Origin of the sequence: Mesorhizobium marinum (assembly GCF_040813675.1) — a bacterium.
Taxonomy (GTDB): Bacteria; Pseudomonadota; Alphaproteobacteria; order Rhizobiales; family Rhizobiaceae; genus Mesorhizobium_K; species Mesorhizobium_K marinum.
This window is the reverse complement of the sequence record NZ_JBFOCI010000001.1, coordinates 976,601-993,656: the sequence shown is the minus strand read 5'-3', so window position 1 is coordinate 993,656 and position 17,056 is coordinate 976,601. Positions and strand designations below refer to the sequence as shown.

Below are 17,056 nucleotides of genomic sequence, written 5' to 3'. Positions count from 1 at the left end.
GAAGCCACCTTGCGGTGGGGATGTGATCACGCGGCATAAGTGGGCACCATATGCCCGCATGTCAAGGGGTTTCTACATCTCCACCGTATAGGACATAAAGAAAGTCTTATACGATGAAGGCGAACGAACCACCCTACCAGCTTACCTACAATGACGCGGTCGATATCTGGCAGCGTCATTGGGCTGGCGAATACCAGCACAACATCGCGGCATCATACGGGGTCAACCCAGGCCGCGTGAACGACGTGCTGAAAGGCCGGAAACACCCCGGCAGCCAGGACGACGCCCGGAGGGCTGCGTGATGGCAAACTTCGTTATCACCTATGACCTGAATGGACCTCGCCCGTCTCACAAAGAGATGGACGATCATCTAAAGGCGCTGGTGGCAAACCGGGGCCGAATCCTCGAAACAGTATGGTGGGTCGAGTATTCGGGTACGGCTGCGCAGCTTCGTGATCAGGTGAAAACCATTCTCGGCAAAGAGGACCTTCTATTGGTGATCGAAGCCAAGAGTGCGGCATGGACCAAGCTCCTTGTCGATGGCGGCGCGCTTGTCGAAGCGTGGCGCAAGGCGGCCTAACAAGCCGATAATGGCGGCGGGTGACGTTTAGTTGCCCGCCGTTGCCGTTCTGGCTGACCGCCGCCGCCATCCCTTCGCCGTCTTGATGCAATCCATGATCGGCTTGATATGCGCGGCGTCCCAGCCCTTCGCCAGCACAATGCGCGTGGCCGTCTCGCGATTGGATTGGCTGCCTTCGGCTTCGTGCTTCAGGATAAGCCGATGAAGCTCACCCTTGCGGAAGCGGTTCGCCTTGCGTCGTCGCGGCACGATCTGCGACGGGTCGCCCTTGTAGCCGAGAATGACCAGCACCGCGTCAATGTGCTCTAGCTGGTCGGCCAGGTCCGCACCCTTGAACTGGACAAGGCCCGATATCTCGGCGCGCTTCGCTACCAGCGTGTTGATGGCGTGTTCGTATCGGACGGAACGAACGATTGGCGCTTTCCTCGGCATACCCCATATTCTAGGGGAATCGGGGCTTTAGATCGTGCGCGCGTTTGGTGCTCTTGATACATAAGGCCGCGGAACTGTTCCCTCTCCTCGAAGGCCATGGCGGCCCTGCAGTAGTCGAGCACCTGTTCCCAGGAGGACAGCAGCTCGCGTCCCTTGATCTCGCCGCGCGCCATGCGGCTGGCCGAAGCGGCGATCACCTTCAGGTCGAGCGCCACGGCGGCGCCCACGCCCTTCACTTCCCGCAGCCGCGCCGCCGGCGCGCCAAGCACCTCGGACAGGGAACCGAAGCGCGCAAGCAGCGCCTTGGCGATCGGTTTGGTGTCGCTGCGCGGAATCAGCCGGAACAGCAGCAGTTCGAGCAGTTCGTAGTCGGCCAGGCCCTCGCCCGCCTGCGATGCGGCAAAACGTTCGCGCAGCCGCTCGCGGTGGCCGAGATAGTGGGGTCTGTCGTCCGGCTGACCGCCCTTGTCGACGCGCGGCGACGGACGTTCGGCAAAGAAGCCCCGTTCGTCCTCGTCATGACCCGCCATCGCCGACCCGCCCGAAGCCCTGACGGCCGAGGGCCGTCGCCTTCGAAATACTACGAAGGCAGACCCGGCCGGCCGAGCCCATTCGGCGACAGCGTGAAGATTTCGCAGCCGGTGGCGGTGACGCCGACCGTATGCTCGTACTGGGCGGACAGCGAGCGGTCGCGGGTAACCGCCGTCCAGCCGTCGGCGAGCACCTTCACATGCGGCCTGCCGAGATTGATCATCGGCTCGATGGTGAAGATCATGCCTTCGCGCATCTCCACCCCCTCATTGGGGTTGCCGTAGTGCAGGATGTTGGGCGCATCGTGGAACAGCTGCCCGACGCCGTGGCCGCAAAAATCCCGAACGACCGAGCACCGCTCGGCTTCCGCATAAGACTGGATCGCCGCGCCGATTGCGCCGGTGCGCGCGCCGTGGCGGACGGCCGCCACGCCGCGCATCAGGCATTCATGCGTCACCTCGAGCAGGCGTTCGGCGGCGCGCTTGATCTGGCCGACGGGATACATCCGGCTCGAATCGCCATGCCAGCCATCGACGATGTAGGTCACGTCGATGTTGACGATGTCGCCTTCCCTCAGCGGCTTGCTGTCCGGGATGCCGTGGCACACCACGTGGTTGATCGAGGTGCACGAGGACTTGGTGTAGCCGCGATAGTTCAGCGTCGCCGGCATCGCGCCGTGGTCCATGCCGAACTCGAAGACGAAGCGGTCGATGGCTTCGGTCGTCAGGCCGGGCACCACCATGCCGGCGAGCTCGTCCAGGCACCGCGCGGTAACGGCGCAGGCCTTGCGCATGCCCTCGAAGGCCTCCGGCCCGTAGAGGCGGATCTGGCCGGTGTTGCGAAGCGGCGCCGTATCGGCGTCGAGATAGGTGACCATAGTGAACGCCCCGGGCGCTAAGACTTGAGAATTTCTTGGACCGCCCTGATTTGGCACCGGAACGCGCCGGGTTCAACCCCGGACTTCCTCCGCAGGCGAAGCGCGACGGCAACTCGGCGTCAATGACGCGTCCGTTGCGGCGCCAGCACGTCGGACTCCATCGCCGCTTCGATCAGCGCGCGGCGCGCGTCTTCGCTCGAGCGATGTCCGTCAAGCGCCTTCAGGCAGGTTTCGACGGCGTCGCGGTGGCGCGCGCCGCGGTTCAGCGGCCAGACCGTCACGAGGCACTCGACCGCCTCGCGCGTGCTGCCGATGCGCCTGAAATCGCCGATTCGGCCGAGTTCGAGCGTAACCGGCTTGTCGAAGGGCTTTTCATCCATCATCGGCGGCAAACGCGCGCATCGCGATTTGGTTGCGAACAGGGTCGAACGCGTCTACGTCGGCATGCCCCAAGGGACGGAGAAAGCCGGTGCAGGACAGGATTCGCGTGAAATCGGTGGAGCTCCTGTCGGACGACTGGGCGAGGCTGACGAAGACCACATTCGACTATCGGCGCAACGACGGCCGCTGGGAAACGCAGGTGCGGCAAACCTACGACCGCGGTGACGGCGCCGTCATCCTGCCGTTCGACAGCGGCCGAAGCACCGTGCTGCTGGTCCGGCAGTTCCGCTATCCGGCCTTCGTCTCCGGCCATGCCGAGCAGCTGATCGAGGCCTGCGCCGGCCTGCTCGACGAAAACGACCCGGAAACGGCGATCCGCAAGGAAGCCGAGGAGGAACTGGGCTACCGACTGCGCGGCCTGCGGCGCCTCTACGCGCCGTACATGAGCCCCGGCAGCGTCACCGAGCGCCTTACATTCTTCCTTGCGGACTACACGCCGGCGGACCGCATCTCCGAAGGCGGCGGCGCAGCCGAAGAAGGCGAAGACATCGAGGTGCTGGAAATGACGCTCGACGAGGCGCTGCGCCAGGTGCGCGACGGCGCGATCATCGACGCCAAGACGATCATGCTGCTGCAGCAACTCAAGCTCGAATTGCTGGAGTCGGGACGATGACGACCGAAGACCGGCTGTATTGCGACCCGGCGCTGGTCCAGTTCTACGACATCGAGAACGAGGGCGGCGCCGACTTCGACTACTGCGTGCGCTTTGCGGGAGACGCGCAAAGCGTCCTCGATCTCGGCTGCGGCACCGGCCAGCTTGCGGCGGCCCTTGCCAATGGGCGCGACGTCACGGGCGTCGATCCCGCCGGCGCCATGCTGGACATTGCGCGGATGCGGGCCGGCGGCGACCGCGTCACGTGGGTCGAGGCCGATGCGCGGACAGTCAGGCTCGACCGGACTTACGACCTCGTCCTGCTCACCGGCCATGCGTTCCAGGTGTTCCTGACGCCGGCAGACCAGATGGCGGTCATCGAGACGGTCGCCGCCCACCTTTCTCCAGGCGGGCGCTTCATCTTCGACAGCCGGGAACCAGCGGCTCGGGAATGGCAGGAGTGGACGCCCGAACTGTCCCGACGAACGATCGTGCATAGAGTGCTGGGAGAGGTTGCCGCCTGGAACGATGTCCGGCTGGACGAGGCGACAGGAGTGGTTGCCTACGACACCTTCTATGAAGGCGCCGGCGGACGCTTCCACGCCCGCTCCGAGATCGCCTTCCCTCCAAGGCAAGCGCTGGCCGCCATGATCGAGTCAGCCGGTCTCGTCGCGGATCGCTGGATGGGGGACTGGTCCGGCGCCGACTGGACGCCAGGAGCCCGCGAGATCATTCCTATCGGACGGCTAGCGTCCGGCCAACCGTGAGTGCTGTGCCGACGCTGCCGCTAGCGGACGCTGGCAAGTTCGGGGAACGAGTAGATTCCGGCGGTCCCGCACTGTCCTGCATCCTGTACGCGCGGCGGACACGGGGTACCTGCGGCGCGCGACGAACCGGTTTGCGGGGTGCTGCTCTGGCACGCTGCGAGCAGGATCAACGGCAGCAGCATCGTCCAACCAGGCACTCGTCGCATGTGGCGCACCTCCCTCCGGTATCCTTCCATGCAATAGCACAAGCTTTTCCGCCTATGGAGTCCCGGCTTCGGGATTTCGGTCTTCGATCCAGGCGCTCCGGCTTCAATAGAGCGGTTCCTCGTAGAGCCTCGTCTGCCCGTCCATCAGAGCCTTGATCTGCGGCTTTCCGTCCGCGGCGATCGCGGCGAGGATGCCGAAGGGCCTTTCGCGCATGTCCGTCTCGATGGCCACTCCGTCTCCTTCCGGCACGTAGTAGCGGTCGATGCCGAACTCGACGCTGAGCATCGCGTCTGGCCCCAGCGTCCATCCGCCGCGAATCGAGCCGCGGATATCGACTTCGCCCGCCGGCGGCGGACCGGATGGCGCGCCAAGCGTCGCCGAGCGCGCCCGCCAATAACCGTCGGCGTCCTTGCCCAGTCTCAGCAGTACCGGCCCCTCCTCCGTGACGAACTCGCCGGCCGGCGCGTTGGTCAGGATCTTCACGGGCACGTTCCTGATCTCGTAGTTCAGCCGGACGTAGTCGCCGCGCAGCAGGTCGCGGGGGTCGATCGGCTCGACCTTCAGGAGCACTTCGGCTCCATTGCGCAGCACCGCGGCGCGCCCGGCGATGATCCAGGACAGGATGCCGATCTGGGCGATCGCCAGCAGCGTGGCCGCGACGATGAGTTTCTTTCCACTCATGACGAAGCTCCCTGAAGGCCGTGCGGCGCAGCCATACGCTTCTCGATGCGGATGACCACCAGCGCAAACAGGCCGAGGATCAGTCCCGCGACGAGGAAGAAGCCCGCGGTGCCGAGCATGCCTTCGATCATCACCACATAGATCAGGCAGAGTTCGAAGGCGAAGCCGACATATGCGATCCACCGCAGCCCCCGGCTCTCGCGACCGGCAAGCACGACGGCCGCGACGATTCCGGCCAGCGTTGCCGCGGCAGCGATGGCAAAACCCGGACCTGCGGTGTCGCCGATCTCGAACTGTGTCAACGCCATGCCTGTCAGGAAGCCGAGGAGCGCATGCACCGGCAGCATGCCGTCAATGCGGGCGACCTTTTCGACATCACCGGGCAACGCGATCGCAACGCCGAAAACGGCGGCCGATATAGCCGCGAGAACCGGCGCCACGCTGAGGATGTCCGTCTCCGCCGCCAGCAGGACACCATAGAGGACGAGCGACAGGAGCAGCAGGTGCCGGGCCCGCGCGCTCCCGGTCCAGCGGGAGATCAGCCAGAGAACCGCGGCGATGGCGAGGAAGTGGTACGGAAAGGTGGTGTCGCGCCAGAAGTCCACTTCCCGCAGGAACATCCAGGCTGCCGCGAGCGTCACCGCCGCGATCGTCAGCGGCCCCGACCGCAGGGCCGCCGCGGCAACCGCCGTCCCGGCGCACCAGGTCAGTATGGCGTCGGTCTCGTCGCCCGACAGGTGGTACATCTGGCCGATCAGCGCGATCGACCCGCCGAAAGCCGCCGCCGCGACCAGCCACACGGCTTCCGCGATCGCCGCGTGGTCCCTGAGCTTCAGCACTGCCCCGCCGACATAGCCGAATGCGATGACGGCAAACAGCGCCCCGACCCGGGCGAGCCTGGGTATGGCCTCCCAGTTGGCCGCGACAAAGATCAGGATCGCCGCCCCGAAGAGCAGCGCAGCCATGACCGCCAGTATGGATCCGAAACTCAGCGATCTCCGGTCGTGAGCTTCGACGTCGGCAACGATCGCCGCAGCAGCCTTCGCATCGATGATGCCCTCGGCTGCCCATCTGGCCGCGTCCGTCCGCACCCGCGTCGCGTAACTCGCCATGCTATTCCCTCACGCCTGCGGCCACTTGGGGTATTTCAAGAACAGCTCATAAACCATTGAATCGGTGATTCTTTGGCAGATTACGCCCGAACTGTGACGCGCTCGGATATTGCATTGCACAATTTGCATTGCTGCCATGCAGCAAAAGCCATTTTCAAAAATGCCGACCGCGCCTATCTATGTTTCGTACCCAAGAGAACGAACGAACCGAAGACGAAACGAGACGACCATGAACCTGATCCGCAACTATCGCAACTGGCGCCGCTACCGGGAAACCGTGACCGAGCTGAGCCGCCTTTCGAACCGCGAACTGAACGACCTCGGCATTTCCCGCGGCAACATCCGCGAAGTCGCCCGCAAGGCGATCTGACGAATTTCGGCAGGGTCGACCTCCTCCCCGACCCTGACGGACGAGGCCAGCGTTCACCTCCTCCCGATCGCTGGCCGCCAAAACGGCGCCCGCCGGATCTCCTCCCCCGGCGGGCGTTGTTACCCCAGAAGGCTTCGCCCCTTTGAAAATCGGCGAAAGGAATTTCGTCAAAGCCGACCTCCTCCCCGGCGATGACGGATAGGCCGGTTCCTCACCTCCTCCCGGGGAACCGTCCACAAAAACGACACCCGCCGGATCTCCTCCCCCGGCGGGTGTTGTCTTTTCCGGAGGCGCCTTCTGCGTGCCGGAGCCCCGCGCAATCGCCTGCGCGCCGACGATCAGTCCAGCGCACCGCTCTGGAGGACCCCACGCACCTTCCATTCCTCGTAGGGAAAGATGTCCGGCGCCCCGCCTGTCGGCGCATACCAGGAATCGACCACCCAGCGCACGCCGCGAGGGTCGATGACGATCGCCGTCCAGTGCGGATAGCGGCCATCGAGGAAGAATCCCCTGCTCACCTTGCTCCCGACCTTGTGGAATTTGAGAAATCCGCGTCCGGCAAGGTAGTGGAGAAAGGCGGTCGTGTTGCTCGACTCGTCGATGCAATCCATCTGACCCTTGATCCGGGCCGCGCCGAATGCCGCCTTCGGGTTGTCGCGCACGCCGATGACCTGCGCCGAACGTTCCTCGAAATACTGCACGGCTCTCTTGAGCGCGGCGCGCTCCGCGGCGGGCGAACGCGCACCCGCGCGCATGATCGCCTGGATACGCGAATAATCGCCCGGCCCGAGCACAAGCTTCGAGCGGAAGCTGCATCCGTAGCCGTGGCAGACTGAAATCGCCTTCGACGCCGGCCCGGACGCGGCCTGCGCATCGGGCGACCACCCGCAGACGGCAAGGACGAGCGCCGCCGCGCACAAATCACCAAAGCCCTTCAAGCTGCGTCGCATCTGCGCCCTCCGGCATTGTCGGATCGAGCCCCTCGGCAAGGGTCCGCAATTGCATTGCCCCGGTCAAGGCATTATTGCGACGCGCATGACCATGAAACCCATCCATATCGTCGGCGGCGGCCTCGCCGGCTCGGAAGCCGCATGGCAGGCCGCAGAGGCCGGCGTGCCGGTCGTCCTGCATGAAATGCGGCCAGTGCGCGGCACCGAGGCCCACAAGACCGAGGGATTGGCCGAACTCGTCTGTTCCAACTCGTTCCGCTCCGACGACGCCGAGAACAATGCCGTCGGCCTACTGCATGCAGAGATGCGGCTCGCCAACTCGCTGATCATGGCGTCCGGCGACGCCAACCAGGTGCCGGCCGGCGGAGCGCTGGCCGTCGACCGCGACGGCTTTTCGGACGCCGTCACGGCCAGGATCGAGGCGCATCCGCTGATCGAGATCGTCCGCGAGGAAGTCTCCGGACTGCCACCGGCGGACTGGGATCTGGCGATCGTCGCAACCGGCCCGCTCACCGCGCCGTCGCTTGCCGGGGCGATCGCGAAGGAGACCGGCGCGGACGCGCTAGCCTTCTTCGACGCGATTGCGCCGATCGTCCATTTCGACACGATCGACATGAACGTCTGCTGGTTCCAGTCGCGCTACGACAAGGTCGGCCCGGGCGGCACAGGGAAGGACTACATCAACTGCCCGATGGACAAGGCGCAGTACGAGGCCTTCGTCCAGGCGCTGGTCGATGGCCAGAAGACCGAGTTCAAGGAATGGGAAGGAACGCCCTACTTCGACGGCTGCCTGCCGATCGAGGTCATGTCCGAACGCGGCCCCGAAACGCTGCGTCACGGCCCGATGAAGCCGATGGGCCTGACCAATGCGCACAATCCGTCGGTGAAGGCCTATGCCGTGGTGCAGCTGCGCCAGGACAACGCGCTTGGCACGCTCTACAACATGGTCGGCTTCCAGACCAAGCTGAAGCACGGCGAGCAGGTGCGCATCTTCCGCACCATCCCCGGCCTGGAGAATGCCGAATTTGCAAGGCTCGGCGGCCTGCACCGCAACACCTACATCAACTCGCCGACACTGCTCGACGGTTCGCTGCAGCTGAAGAGCCGTCCGGGCCTTCGCTTCGCCGGCCAGATCACCGGCTGCGAGGGCTATGTCGAAAGCGCCGCGATCGGACTGCTTGCAGGTCGTTTCGCCGCCGCCGAGAGGCTCGGCCGGCCGGTTCCGCTGCCGCCGGCGACCACCGCATTCGGCGCGCTGCTCAACCACATCACCGGCGGGCATATCGTCTCCGACGACGAGCCCGGGAAACGCTCGTTCCAGCCGATGAACGTCAATTTCGGCCTGTTCCCACCTCTGGAGCCTGGCGCGCCCCTGAAGCCGGACGGTTTCGAAGGGCGCTTCCGCGGCAAGGACAAGGCCGCAGCGAAACGCCGCGCCGTCACCGCGCGCGCGCTTGCCGACTGCCGCTCGTGGCTGGGTCTTCCAGCGCAGAAGTCGAAAGCGGCGGTGGCCGCGGAATAGCACAACGGTTCCAGCCGTCATCCGGCAGACCGTGCCCCGCCCACGTGGTGGTTCCTAACCCCAACCCCCCGTCGCCCGGCGAAAGAGCAGCCAGTGCTTTCGCCACGCCGACAGATCGACGGCGGCGTTCAGCATGTCCGCCTCCCTGCCCTGCATCTTCGCCAGTTGCGCACCCGCCGGCGCAAGCGGCAGGTAGGCCGGGCGCAGGCTCTCGGGCAGCGATCCGGCGGCGCGCTCGAAAGCTGAAAGATGCTCCCGCGCCAGGGCGATCATGGCGGCGATGGCGCGCGGACCGCCTGGTCCGCCGTCGCCGGCAAGAAACTCCTCAGGTGAAGTTCCGGCCGCGGAAAGGACATCCTTCGGCACGTAGCACTGCCCTCTCCGGCGGTGCAACGGCAGTTGGCGCAGCAAGCCGGCAATAGCCTGCGCGCAACCGGCGTGGCCCGCCAGTTCGGCGGCACCCGCCGCGGCGTCGGCGTCAAGCACAAGCGACGAAAGCTGGATGAGCGCGCTCGCCGTCTCGCCGCAATAGCCCTCAAGGTCGCCGCGTGTCGGCATCGGATCGTCGTAGAGGTCGAAGATGCGGGCATCCAGCAGGTTCTGGAAGGCCTGGCGCGGAAGGTTGTGGCGCTCGATCGCATGCAGCAGGGCCTCGGCGACGGGATGGCCCGCCGCATCCTGCTTCTCGATGACGTCGCGCCACCATTGCAGCCTGATCTCGCCGGGCAGCGCCTGGCTCACCCGGTCGCGTATCCCGGCGGTCTCGGCATTGAAGGCAAACAGCGCGAGCAGATCCGCGCGCCGGTCCTCAGGCGCATAGAGCGCCGCGACGTAGCGGTCGCGGTCGGACGCCCGCACGAGCTCCGACAACTGCCGCAGCCGGCTTTCACTCGACGGCGACAAGGGCGGCCGCGACGGCGCGGTCCTCTGCGAGCAGGACGTTGTAGGTGCGGACCGCCGCCCCTGTCGACATCGGATCCGCCGATATGCCGGCCGCGCGGCAGGCCTGCCCCAGGCCGGGCGGGAGCGGCTTCAGATCGCTTCCCGTGCCGACCAGCAGGATTTCGATATCGCCGGCCTGTTCGAGCACGCGCGCGAAATCCTCAAGCGTCAGTGCATCGGGATCGGCGGGTTCCCAGCCATGGATGCCGGAAGGCAGGCACAGGATCGAGCCGCGGTGCGACATGTCGGCAAAGCGAAAGCCACCGTTACCGTAGGCGTCCAGGGGGGCACGGCCGGGGAAATGCGCCTTGCGGATGACGATGCCCTCGGCCATGCGCGTCAGGTCGCTACCGCCTTCCCCTCGACCGGCGTGTCCTTGTCTTCCTTGTCGAGCGCATCAGGACGCAACTTGAACAGGATCAGCAGCGGCGCGGCGATGAAGATCGACGAGTAGGTGCCGAACACGATGCCGAACAGCATGGCCGCCGTGAACGAGCGGATGACCTCGCCGCCGAACAGGAACAGCGCCAGCAGGGCGAGAATCGTGGTCAGCGACGTCGTCGTGGTGCGCGCCAGCGTCTCGTTGATGGCCGCGTTGAGAAGCTGCGGCAGAGGCATCTTCTTGTATTTCCGCAACTCTTCCCGGATGCGGTCATACACGACCACCGTATCGTTCAGCGAATAGCCGACGATGGTGAGGATCGCGGCGATCGAGGACTGGTTGAACTCGATCCCGCTGATGACGAAGAAGCCGATGGTAATCACGATATCGTGGATCGTCGCCAGGATGGCGCCGACCGCGAACTGCCACTCGAAGCGGAACCAGACATAGATCAGCACCAGGCCGAGTGCGACGATGACGCCGATCGTGCCCTGCGTGGCAAGCTCGCTGGACACCGTCGGCCCGACGGTTTCAACGCGCCGGAAGTCATAGGCTTCCTGCAGTTCGTCGCGCACCTTGGTGACGACCGTCTGCTCGGCGTTGTCGCCGCCTTCCTGCGCGCCGACGCGGATCAGCACGTCGTTCGGCTCGCCGAACTGCTGGACCTGCACGTCGCCGATGTTGAGCTGCGACAGCCGCGCGCGGATATCCGCAAGGTCGGCGGCCCCGTCCCGCGACTGCACCTCGATCAGCGAGCCGCCCTTGAAATCGACGCCGTAGTTCATGCCGAAGCTCATGAACAGCACGATCGACACGACCGACAGCACCGACGACAGGAGGAACGTGTAGCGCCGCATTCCCATGAACGGAATCGTCGTGCCGGGCGGCACCAGCGTAATAAGTCCCTGAGGCAGCTCCTTCGGCTTGCGGCGCCGGACCCACTCGGCGACCAGCCACCTGGTGAAGGTGAAGGCGGTGAAGACCGTGGTCACGATGCCGATCGCCAGCGTGACGGCAAAGCCCTTGACTGGGCCGGTTCCCAGATAGAACAGCACCGCCGCCGCGATCAGCGTCGTCACGTTGGCGTCGACGATGGTCGCCAGCGCCTTGGAGAAACCGGTATCGATGGCCTGGATGATCGAACGGCCGTTCCGTCGCTCCTCGCGTATTCGCTCGTAGATCAGCACGTTGGAATCGACGGCCATGCCGATGGTGAGCACGATACCGGCGATGCCGGGCAGCGTGAGCGTGGCGCCGAGCACGGAGAGGATCGCGATGATCATCGCGATGTTGGCCACGAGCGCGATGTTGGCGATCACGCCGAGCAGCCCGTAGGCGGCCACCATGAACACGACCACGAGGATCGCGCCGATGATGCTGGCGACCTTGCCAGCGTCGATGGAGTCCTGGCCGAGGCCCGGCCCGACTGTGCGTTCCTCGACGATGGTCAGGTTCGCCGGCAGCGCGCCGGCCCTCAGCAGGACCGCGAGGTCGTTGGCGCCCTCGACGCTGAAGCTGCCCGAGATCTGGCCGGTGCCGCCGAGGATCGGCTCGCGGATCTGCGGGGCCGAGATGACCTGATTGTCGAGGATGATGGCGAACAGCTTGCCGACGTTCTGCTGCGTCGCCTGGCCGAAGCGCTGTGCGCCCTTGGTGTCGAAGCGGAACGAAACAACCGGCTCGCTGGTGCGCTGGTCGAACGACGCCTGCGCGTCGACGAGGTTTTCGCCCGACACGATGACACGGTTCTCGATGAGATAGGGAACCGGCGGGTCGTCGGTCGAATAGAGAACGGACGAACCGGCCGGAGGACGGCCCTCGATCGCCTCCTGCACCGGCATGGTCTGGTCGACCATCTGGAAGGTCAGCTTGGCGGTCTGGCCGAGAATGTCCTTGAGGCGCTGCGGATCCTGCAGGCCAGGCACCTGCACGAGGATGCGGTCATTGCCCTGACGCTGGATGATCGGCTCGGTGGTGCCCAGTTCGTTGACGCGGCGTCCGACGACCTCGATCGACTGCGTGAGCGCGGCGCCGAGCCGGTAGTTGATGCCCTCGTCGGTCAGCGTGTAGCGCAGGACGCCAGGCTCCGGCTCGTCGAGATCGAGTTCGGTGACCGAGCCGCCGCCGAACAGGCTGGATGCGATCGGCTGGAGCAGCGGCGCGAGCGCCGTCTTCGCGGCTTCAAGCTGGCCCGCGTCACGGATGCGCACCTGCACCGACGATCCCGCGCCGGTCAGGCCGGTATAGCCGATCCTCGCGTCGCGAAGCAGGCTGCGGATATCGTCGCGCGTCGCTTCAAGCCGTTCGTCGGCAAGGTCCTGCCGCTCGATCTGCAGCAGGATATGCGAGCCGCCCTGCAGGTCGAGACCGAGCGTCATCTGCCGCTTCGGCATCCAGTCCGGCATCGCCGACAGCCACGATTGCGGCAACGCGTTCGGCAGTGCGAACAACAAGCCGAGCGCGACGATCGCCCAGATCGAGATGGTCTTCCAGCGCGAGAAATAGAGCATCTTCGGTCTTCCGTGTCAGGCGAAGCAGGCGACCGGCAACTCCCGCATCGCCCTGTTTCTCTACGCCGTTTCCGCTGCGATCGCGGTTATTTCTGGGCGTTCTGGTTGGCGACAGGCTCGCCCTTGACCCGAACGTCCATGATCGTGGAGCGCAGCGCCGTCACCTTGGTGCCGCCACCGAGGTCGACTTCCAGCTCGTTGTCCGATGCCTTGGTGACCTTGCCGACCAGCCCGCCGCCGGTGACCACGGTATCGCCGCGCCGGATCGCCGCCAGCATCTCGCCGCGCTTCTTCACCTGCGCGCGCTGCGGCCGGATGATCAGAAAATACATGATCACGAAAATCAGGACAAACGGCAAAATGCTGATCAGCATGTCGGGACCGGCGGCCGTACCCTGCGCGTATGCGGGTGTCACAAACATAGAATGCTCCTGGTAAAAGGCCCAAGCCGGCCCGGAAAGTGGCCGGAATATAGAGCCTAAAGCTATGTTTGCAACCGCATATCGGGGCGCTCCCAGCGCTTTTCCGGCCGGTTGCCCTATGGTACAGCGCCCCCTGCCCGACCCCTATCCGCACCGCGACGAAAGACTGCCAAATGACCGACAAGACCCTGGAAATGCTGACGGAAAAGCTCGACCGGCTGATTGATGTCGTCAGCCGCCTCGCCCCGCCGCAGCCGAAGCCCGCCGACCTTGCCGCGGCGGACTGCTTCGTCTGGTCCGCGGAGCAGGCCGCGCTCGAGCCGGTCGAGCGGGTCAACCGGGTCGATATCGGGCTGATCCGCGGCGTCGAGCGCGTGCGCGACATCCTGATCGACAACACAGAACGGTTCGCGAAAGGCCTTCCGGCCAACAACGTGCTTCTCTGGGGCGCGCGCGGGATGGGCAAATCGTCGCTGGTCAAGGCCGTCCATGCCTCGATCAACGCCACGCGGCCAGACGACGCCGCGCCGCTCAAGCTCGTCGAGATCCATCGCGAGGACATCGACACGCTGCCCAGGCTGATGGCGCAGCTGAAATCCGCGCCCTATCGCTTCATCCTGTTCTGCGACGACCTTTCGTTCGACCACGACGACACCTCCTACAAGTCTCTGAAGGCGGCGCTGGAGGGCGGCGTCGAGGGTCGGCCGGCCAACGTCATCTTCTACGCGACGTCGAACCGCAGGCATCTGCTGCCGCGCGACATGATCGACAACGAACGCTCGACCGCCATCAATCCCGGCGAGGCCGTCGAGGAAAAGGTGTCGCTCTCAGACCGCTTCGGCCTGTGGCTCGGGTTCCACAAGTGCTCGCAGGACGACTACCTCGAGATGATCAACGCCTATGCAGGCTATCACGGCCTCGACGTCGATCCCGAACAGCTGCGTGCCGAGGCCCTGGAATGGGCGACCACGCGCGGTGGACGCTCGGGTCGCGTGGCGTGGCAGTTCACCCAGGATCTCGCCGGCCGGCTGGGCAGGCCGCTCAGGGACTGACGTCGCCCGCCGCATCGGCTACCAGGGCCGGCAGTTCGTCCGGGCTGCTCGCGATCCGCGCGGCACCTGCCTTCTCCAGTTCCTCGCGGTCGCCGAACCCCCAGAGGACGCCAACCGCCGGTACCTTGTTCCGAGCGGCCCCGCGAACGTCATGCAGGCGGTCGCCGATCATGACGGTGCGGCGGGGATCGAGATTCTCGGTGTCGAGGATATGCCGGATCAGGTCGCCCTTGTCGGCCCGCGTCCCGTCGAGCATCGAGCCGTTGACGCTCCGGAAGAAGCGGGCGAGCCCGAAATGGTCGATGATGTCGACCGAATAGGTCTCCAGCTTCGACGTCGCGACGAAGAGCCGGTGTCCGGCATCGGTCACCGCCTGCAGCATGTCGATGATGCCGGGAATAAGCTCGTTCTCGAACTTGCCTACCTCGCCATAGCGCTGGCGGTAGTGCCCGAGCGCCTGCGCGGCCAGATCGTCCTCGCCGAACAACTCCAGGAACGTAGACTGCAGCGGCGGTCCGATGAAGCGGCGCATTTCCTGGGGTGGCGGCGGTTTCCGCCCCATCGCGCTGAGCGCATGCCGCATCGAACCCGCGATCCCCGCGAAGGGGTCGGTCAGCGTGCCGTCGAGATCGAACAGCAGGGAGAGCGCCGGCATCATTCGAACTCCATGATGACGGCATCGACCGCCAGGCTGTCGCCGGGACTGGCGTTGATGCTGGCAACGGTGAGGTCGCGTTCCGCCCTCAGCACGTTCTCCATCTTCATCGCCTCGACCACGGCGAGCGTCTCGCCGGCCTTGACCTCCTGGCCGGCCGCGACGTCGATCGAGACCACCAGGCCGGGCATCGGACAGAGCAGAAGCTTCGACGTGTCCGCCGCCGCCTTCCTGGGCATCAGGCGCTCTAGGCGGGCGACGTGCGGCTCCATGACGAAGGCTTCGACCGACAGGCCGCGCCACGCCATCTGAACGCCATTGAGGCGTGGGCGGAGCTGGGCGGTAAGCGCGCGGTCGCCGATCGTTCCGCGCCACAGCGAATCTCCAGGCCTCCAGGCCGACGCAACCGCGACAGCCCTGCCCCCGTCGATCGAAACGCCCAGGGCCGTCGGCGGGGACTCGCTGGTGACCTGGGCTGTCAGGTAGTCGCCTCCTATTCGAACCACCCAGTCGTTTTGCTTCCGACCCGTACACGGCCTCAAGCGTCCAGAGAGCCCCTCCAGGCGCTCCTGGCGGACGAACTCGGTCGCCACGGCAATCGCCGCAAGCAGCGCCTGCTCCTCCTTGTCGGGCGCGATCGGGTGAAACCCGTCGGGGTATTCCTCGGCGATGAACCCGGTCGACAGCCGCGCCTCGCGCCAGCGCGGGTGGCGCATCAGCGCCGACAGGAACGGCACGTTGTGCTGGATGCCGTCGACCACGAATGCGTCGAGCGCGTCCGACATCGCATCGACCGCTTGCGCGCGGGTCGGCGCCCAGGTGCAAAGCTTGGCGATCATCGGATCGTAGAACATCGAGATTTCCGATCCTTCCGTCACGCCGGTGTCGTTGCGGACGATCGCGGCGCCGAACGATCCTTCCTGTGGCGGCCTGTAGCGCGTCAGGCGCCCGATCGACGGCAGAAAGTTGCGATAGGGGTCTTCCGCGTAAAGCCTGCTCTCGACCGCCCATCCGTTCAGCCTGACGTCTTCCTGGGCAATGGAGAGCTTCTCGCCGGCGGCTACCCGGATCATCTGCTCGACGAGGTCGATGCCGGTGACGAGTTCAGTCACCGGGTGCTCGACCTGCAGGCGCGTGTTCATCTCCAGGAAGTAGAAGTTGCGGTCCTTGTCGACGATGAACTCGACCGTGCCGGCGCTCTGGTAGTCGACCGCCCTGGCCAGCGCCACCGCCTGCTCGCCCATGGCGCGGCGGGACGCCTCGTCGAGGAACGGCGACGGCGCCTCCTCAACCACCTTCTGGTTGCGCCGCTGGATCGAACATTCGCGCTCGCCAAGGTGGATGACGTTGCCGAACGCGTCGCCCAGTACCTGGATCTCGATGTGGCGGGGATCGACGATGAACTTCTCGATGAACACACGGTCGTCGCCGAACGAGCTCTTCGCTTCCGAGCGCGCTCGCTCGAAACCGTCGCGGACCTCCGCAGCATCCCAGGCGATGCGCATGCCCTTGCCGCCGCCGCCGGCCGAGGCCTTGATCATCACCGGATAGCCGATATCGGCGGCGATCTTTTCCGCGTGCCCGGCGTCCTCGATGACGCCGAGAAAGCCGGGCACCGTCGATACGTTCGCCGCGCTGGCGAATTTTTTCGATTCGATCTTGTCGCCCATCGCCTCGATGGCCCTGGGCCTCGGACCGATGAAGACGATTCCCGCCTTGCCAAGCGCTTCGCAGAAGGAAGCCCGCTCCGACAGAAAGCCGTAGCCGGGATGCACCGCTTCCGCCCCGGTCTGCTTGCAGGCGGCGATGATCTTTTCTACCTGCAGGTAGCTCTGCGCCGCGGGCGCGGGGCCGATATGCACGGCCTCGTCGGCCATCTCGACATGCACCGCGTCGCGGTCAGCGTCCGAAAAGACCGCGACGGTGGCGATGCCCATCCGCCTTGCCGTCTTCATGACCCGGCAGGCAATCTCGCCCCTGTTTGCAACCAGTATCTTTGCGAACATGCGTCCCCTCGGTCTTCACAGCGCC

The 17,056-nt window shown here is 65.6% G+C and carries 19 protein-coding genes and 1 pseudogene; 7 read left to right on the top strand and 13 right to left on the bottom strand.

Annotated features, from left to right (window positions below):
- The first annotated feature begins 113 nt into the window (after window positions 1–113).
- Together ABUE31_RS04715 and ABUE31_RS04710 are read left to right on the top strand one after the other, a co-directional pair.
- A complete protein-coding gene (locus ABUE31_RS04715; RefSeq protein WP_367722329.1) occupies window positions 114–302 on the top strand; it encodes a hypothetical protein in 189 nt (62 codons plus the stop codon).
- Entirely contained in the window at window positions 302–580 is a 279-nt protein-coding gene (locus tag ABUE31_RS04710) for a hypothetical protein (RefSeq protein WP_367722328.1), read from the top strand. Before ABUE31_RS04715 ends, ABUE31_RS04710 begins: the two co-directional genes overlap by 1 nt.
- A gap of 27 nt (window positions 581–607) precedes the next feature.
- Here ABUE31_RS04710 and ABUE31_RS04705 read toward each other — a convergent pair whose 3' ends face one another.
- The 4 genes and pseudogenes from ABUE31_RS04705 to ABUE31_RS04690 all read right to left on the bottom strand — a co-directional run bounded on the left by ABUE31_RS04705 (window position 608) and on the right by ABUE31_RS04690 (window position 2,800).
- The gene (locus ABUE31_RS04705) at window positions 608–1,012 is read right to left on the bottom strand and encodes a hypothetical protein (RefSeq protein WP_367722327.1); all 405 of its coding nucleotides are present in this window, start codon (window positions 1,010–1,012) and stop codon (window positions 608–610) included.
- A gap of 68 nt (window positions 1,013–1,080) precedes the next feature.
- A pseudogene (locus tag ABUE31_RS04700) lies at window positions 1,081–1,542 on the bottom strand (JAB domain-containing protein); the annotation flags it as partial.
- Window positions 1,543–1,592: 50 nt separating this feature from the next.
- Complete coding sequence (gene map, locus ABUE31_RS04695; RefSeq protein WP_367722326.1) at window positions 1,593–2,420, bottom strand: type I methionyl aminopeptidase; 828 nt, start codon at window positions 2,418–2,420, stop codon at window positions 1,593–1,595.
- Window positions 2,421–2,539: 119 nt separating this feature from the next.
- Window positions 2,540–2,800 carry a DUF982 domain-containing protein gene (locus ABUE31_RS04690; protein WP_437344067.1) on the bottom strand — a complete coding sequence of 87 codons (261 nt, stop codon included), beginning with the start codon at window positions 2,798–2,800 and terminating at the stop codon, window positions 2,540–2,542.
- 89 nt (window positions 2,801–2,889) lie between these two features.
- On the opposite strand from ABUE31_RS04690, the gene ABUE31_RS04685 reads away from it, so the two are divergent.
- A complete protein-coding gene (locus ABUE31_RS04685) occupies window positions 2,890–3,474 on the top strand; it encodes an NUDIX domain-containing protein (protein WP_367722324.1) in 585 nt (194 codons plus the stop codon).
- Complete coding sequence (locus ABUE31_RS04680; RefSeq protein ID WP_367722323.1) at window positions 3,471–4,220, top strand: class I SAM-dependent methyltransferase; 750 nt, start codon at window positions 3,471–3,473, stop codon at window positions 4,218–4,220. Before ABUE31_RS04685 ends, ABUE31_RS04680 begins: the two co-directional genes overlap by 4 nt.
- Window positions 4,221–4,529: 309 nt before the next feature.
- Here ABUE31_RS04680 and ABUE31_RS04675 read toward each other — a convergent pair whose 3' ends face one another.
- Window positions 4,530–5,108, bottom strand: coding sequence for a GDYXXLXY domain-containing protein (locus tag ABUE31_RS04675; RefSeq protein WP_367722322.1), 579 nt, complete (start codon window positions 5,106–5,108; stop codon window positions 4,530–4,532).
- Window positions 5,105–6,220: a DUF2157 domain-containing protein gene (locus tag ABUE31_RS04670; RefSeq protein WP_367722321.1), complete on the bottom strand. Its 1,116-nt coding sequence runs from the start codon at window positions 6,218–6,220 to the stop codon at window positions 5,105–5,107. The genes ABUE31_RS04675 and ABUE31_RS04670 overlap by 4 nt, the downstream gene beginning before the upstream one ends.
- Window positions 6,221–6,449: 229 nt before the next feature.
- On the opposite strand from ABUE31_RS04670, the gene ABUE31_RS04665 reads away from it, so the two are divergent.
- Window positions 6,450–6,590: a DUF1127 domain-containing protein gene (locus ABUE31_RS04665; protein WP_367722320.1), complete on the top strand. Its 141-nt coding sequence runs from the start codon at window positions 6,450–6,452 to the stop codon at window positions 6,588–6,590.
- Window positions 6,591–6,928: 338 nt separating this feature from the next.
- Here the strand turns inward: ABUE31_RS04665 and ABUE31_RS04660 are convergent, their stop codons facing one another.
- Window positions 6,929–7,540 carry a hypothetical protein gene (locus ABUE31_RS04660; RefSeq protein WP_367722319.1) on the bottom strand — a complete coding sequence of 204 codons (612 nt, stop codon included), beginning with the start codon at window positions 7,538–7,540 and terminating at the stop codon, window positions 6,929–6,931.
- A gap of 85 nt (window positions 7,541–7,625) precedes the next feature.
- Here ABUE31_RS04660 and trmFO point away from each other — a divergent pair, with 85 nt between their 5' ends.
- The gene (gene trmFO, locus ABUE31_RS04655) at window positions 7,626–9,062 is read left to right on the top strand and encodes a methylenetetrahydrofolate--tRNA-(uracil(54)-C(5))-methyltransferase (FADH(2)-oxidizing) TrmFO (protein ID WP_367722318.1); all 1,437 of its coding nucleotides are present in this window, start codon (window positions 7,626–7,628) and stop codon (window positions 9,060–9,062) included.
- A 54-nt stretch (window positions 9,063–9,116) separates the two neighbouring features.
- Here the strand turns inward: trmFO and ABUE31_RS04650 are convergent, their stop codons facing one another.
- The 4 genes from ABUE31_RS04650 to yajC form a co-directional block, all read right to left on the bottom strand.
- Window positions 9,117–9,932 carry a phytoene/squalene synthase family protein gene (locus tag ABUE31_RS04650; protein WP_367722317.1) on the bottom strand — a complete coding sequence of 272 codons (816 nt, stop codon included), beginning with the start codon at window positions 9,930–9,932 and terminating at the stop codon, window positions 9,117–9,119.
- A 16-nt stretch (window positions 9,933–9,948) separates the two neighbouring features.
- The gene (locus ABUE31_RS04645; RefSeq protein WP_367722316.1) at window positions 9,949–10,338 is read right to left on the bottom strand and encodes an Mth938-like domain-containing protein; all 390 of its coding nucleotides are present in this window, start codon (window positions 10,336–10,338) and stop codon (window positions 9,949–9,951) included.
- A 5-nt stretch (window positions 10,339–10,343) separates the two neighbouring features.
- On the bottom strand, window positions 10,344–12,896 hold the full coding sequence (gene secDF, locus ABUE31_RS04640; protein WP_367722315.1) for a protein translocase subunit SecDF: 2,553 nt from the start codon (window positions 12,894–12,896) through the stop codon (window positions 10,344–10,346).
- Between the two features lie 86 nt (window positions 12,897–12,982).
- Entirely contained in the window at window positions 12,983–13,318 is a 336-nt protein-coding gene (gene yajC, locus ABUE31_RS04635) for a preprotein translocase subunit YajC (RefSeq protein WP_367722314.1), read from the bottom strand.
- Between the two features lie 173 nt (window positions 13,319–13,491).
- Between yajC and ABUE31_RS04630 the strand changes: the two genes are divergently transcribed.
- On the top strand, window positions 13,492–14,370 hold the full coding sequence (locus ABUE31_RS04630) for an ATP-binding protein (protein WP_367722313.1): 879 nt from the start codon (window positions 13,492–13,494) through the stop codon (window positions 14,368–14,370).
- Here the strand turns inward: ABUE31_RS04630 and ABUE31_RS04625 are convergent.
- Both ABUE31_RS04625 and ABUE31_RS04620 read right to left on the bottom strand, forming a co-directional pair.
- Window positions 14,360–15,025 (bottom strand): HAD hydrolase-like protein, encoded by a 666-nt coding sequence (locus ABUE31_RS04625; RefSeq protein ID WP_367722312.1) that lies wholly within the window; start codon window positions 15,023–15,025, stop codon window positions 14,360–14,362. The two genes, ABUE31_RS04630 and ABUE31_RS04625, sit on opposite strands and share 11 nt — an antisense overlap.
- Window positions 15,025–17,031, bottom strand: coding sequence for an acetyl-CoA carboxylase biotin carboxylase subunit (locus ABUE31_RS04620; protein WP_367722311.1), 2,007 nt, complete (start codon window positions 17,029–17,031; stop codon window positions 15,025–15,027). The genes ABUE31_RS04625 and ABUE31_RS04620 overlap by 1 nt, the downstream gene beginning before the upstream one ends.
- Window positions 17,032–17,056: the final 25 nt, after the last annotated feature.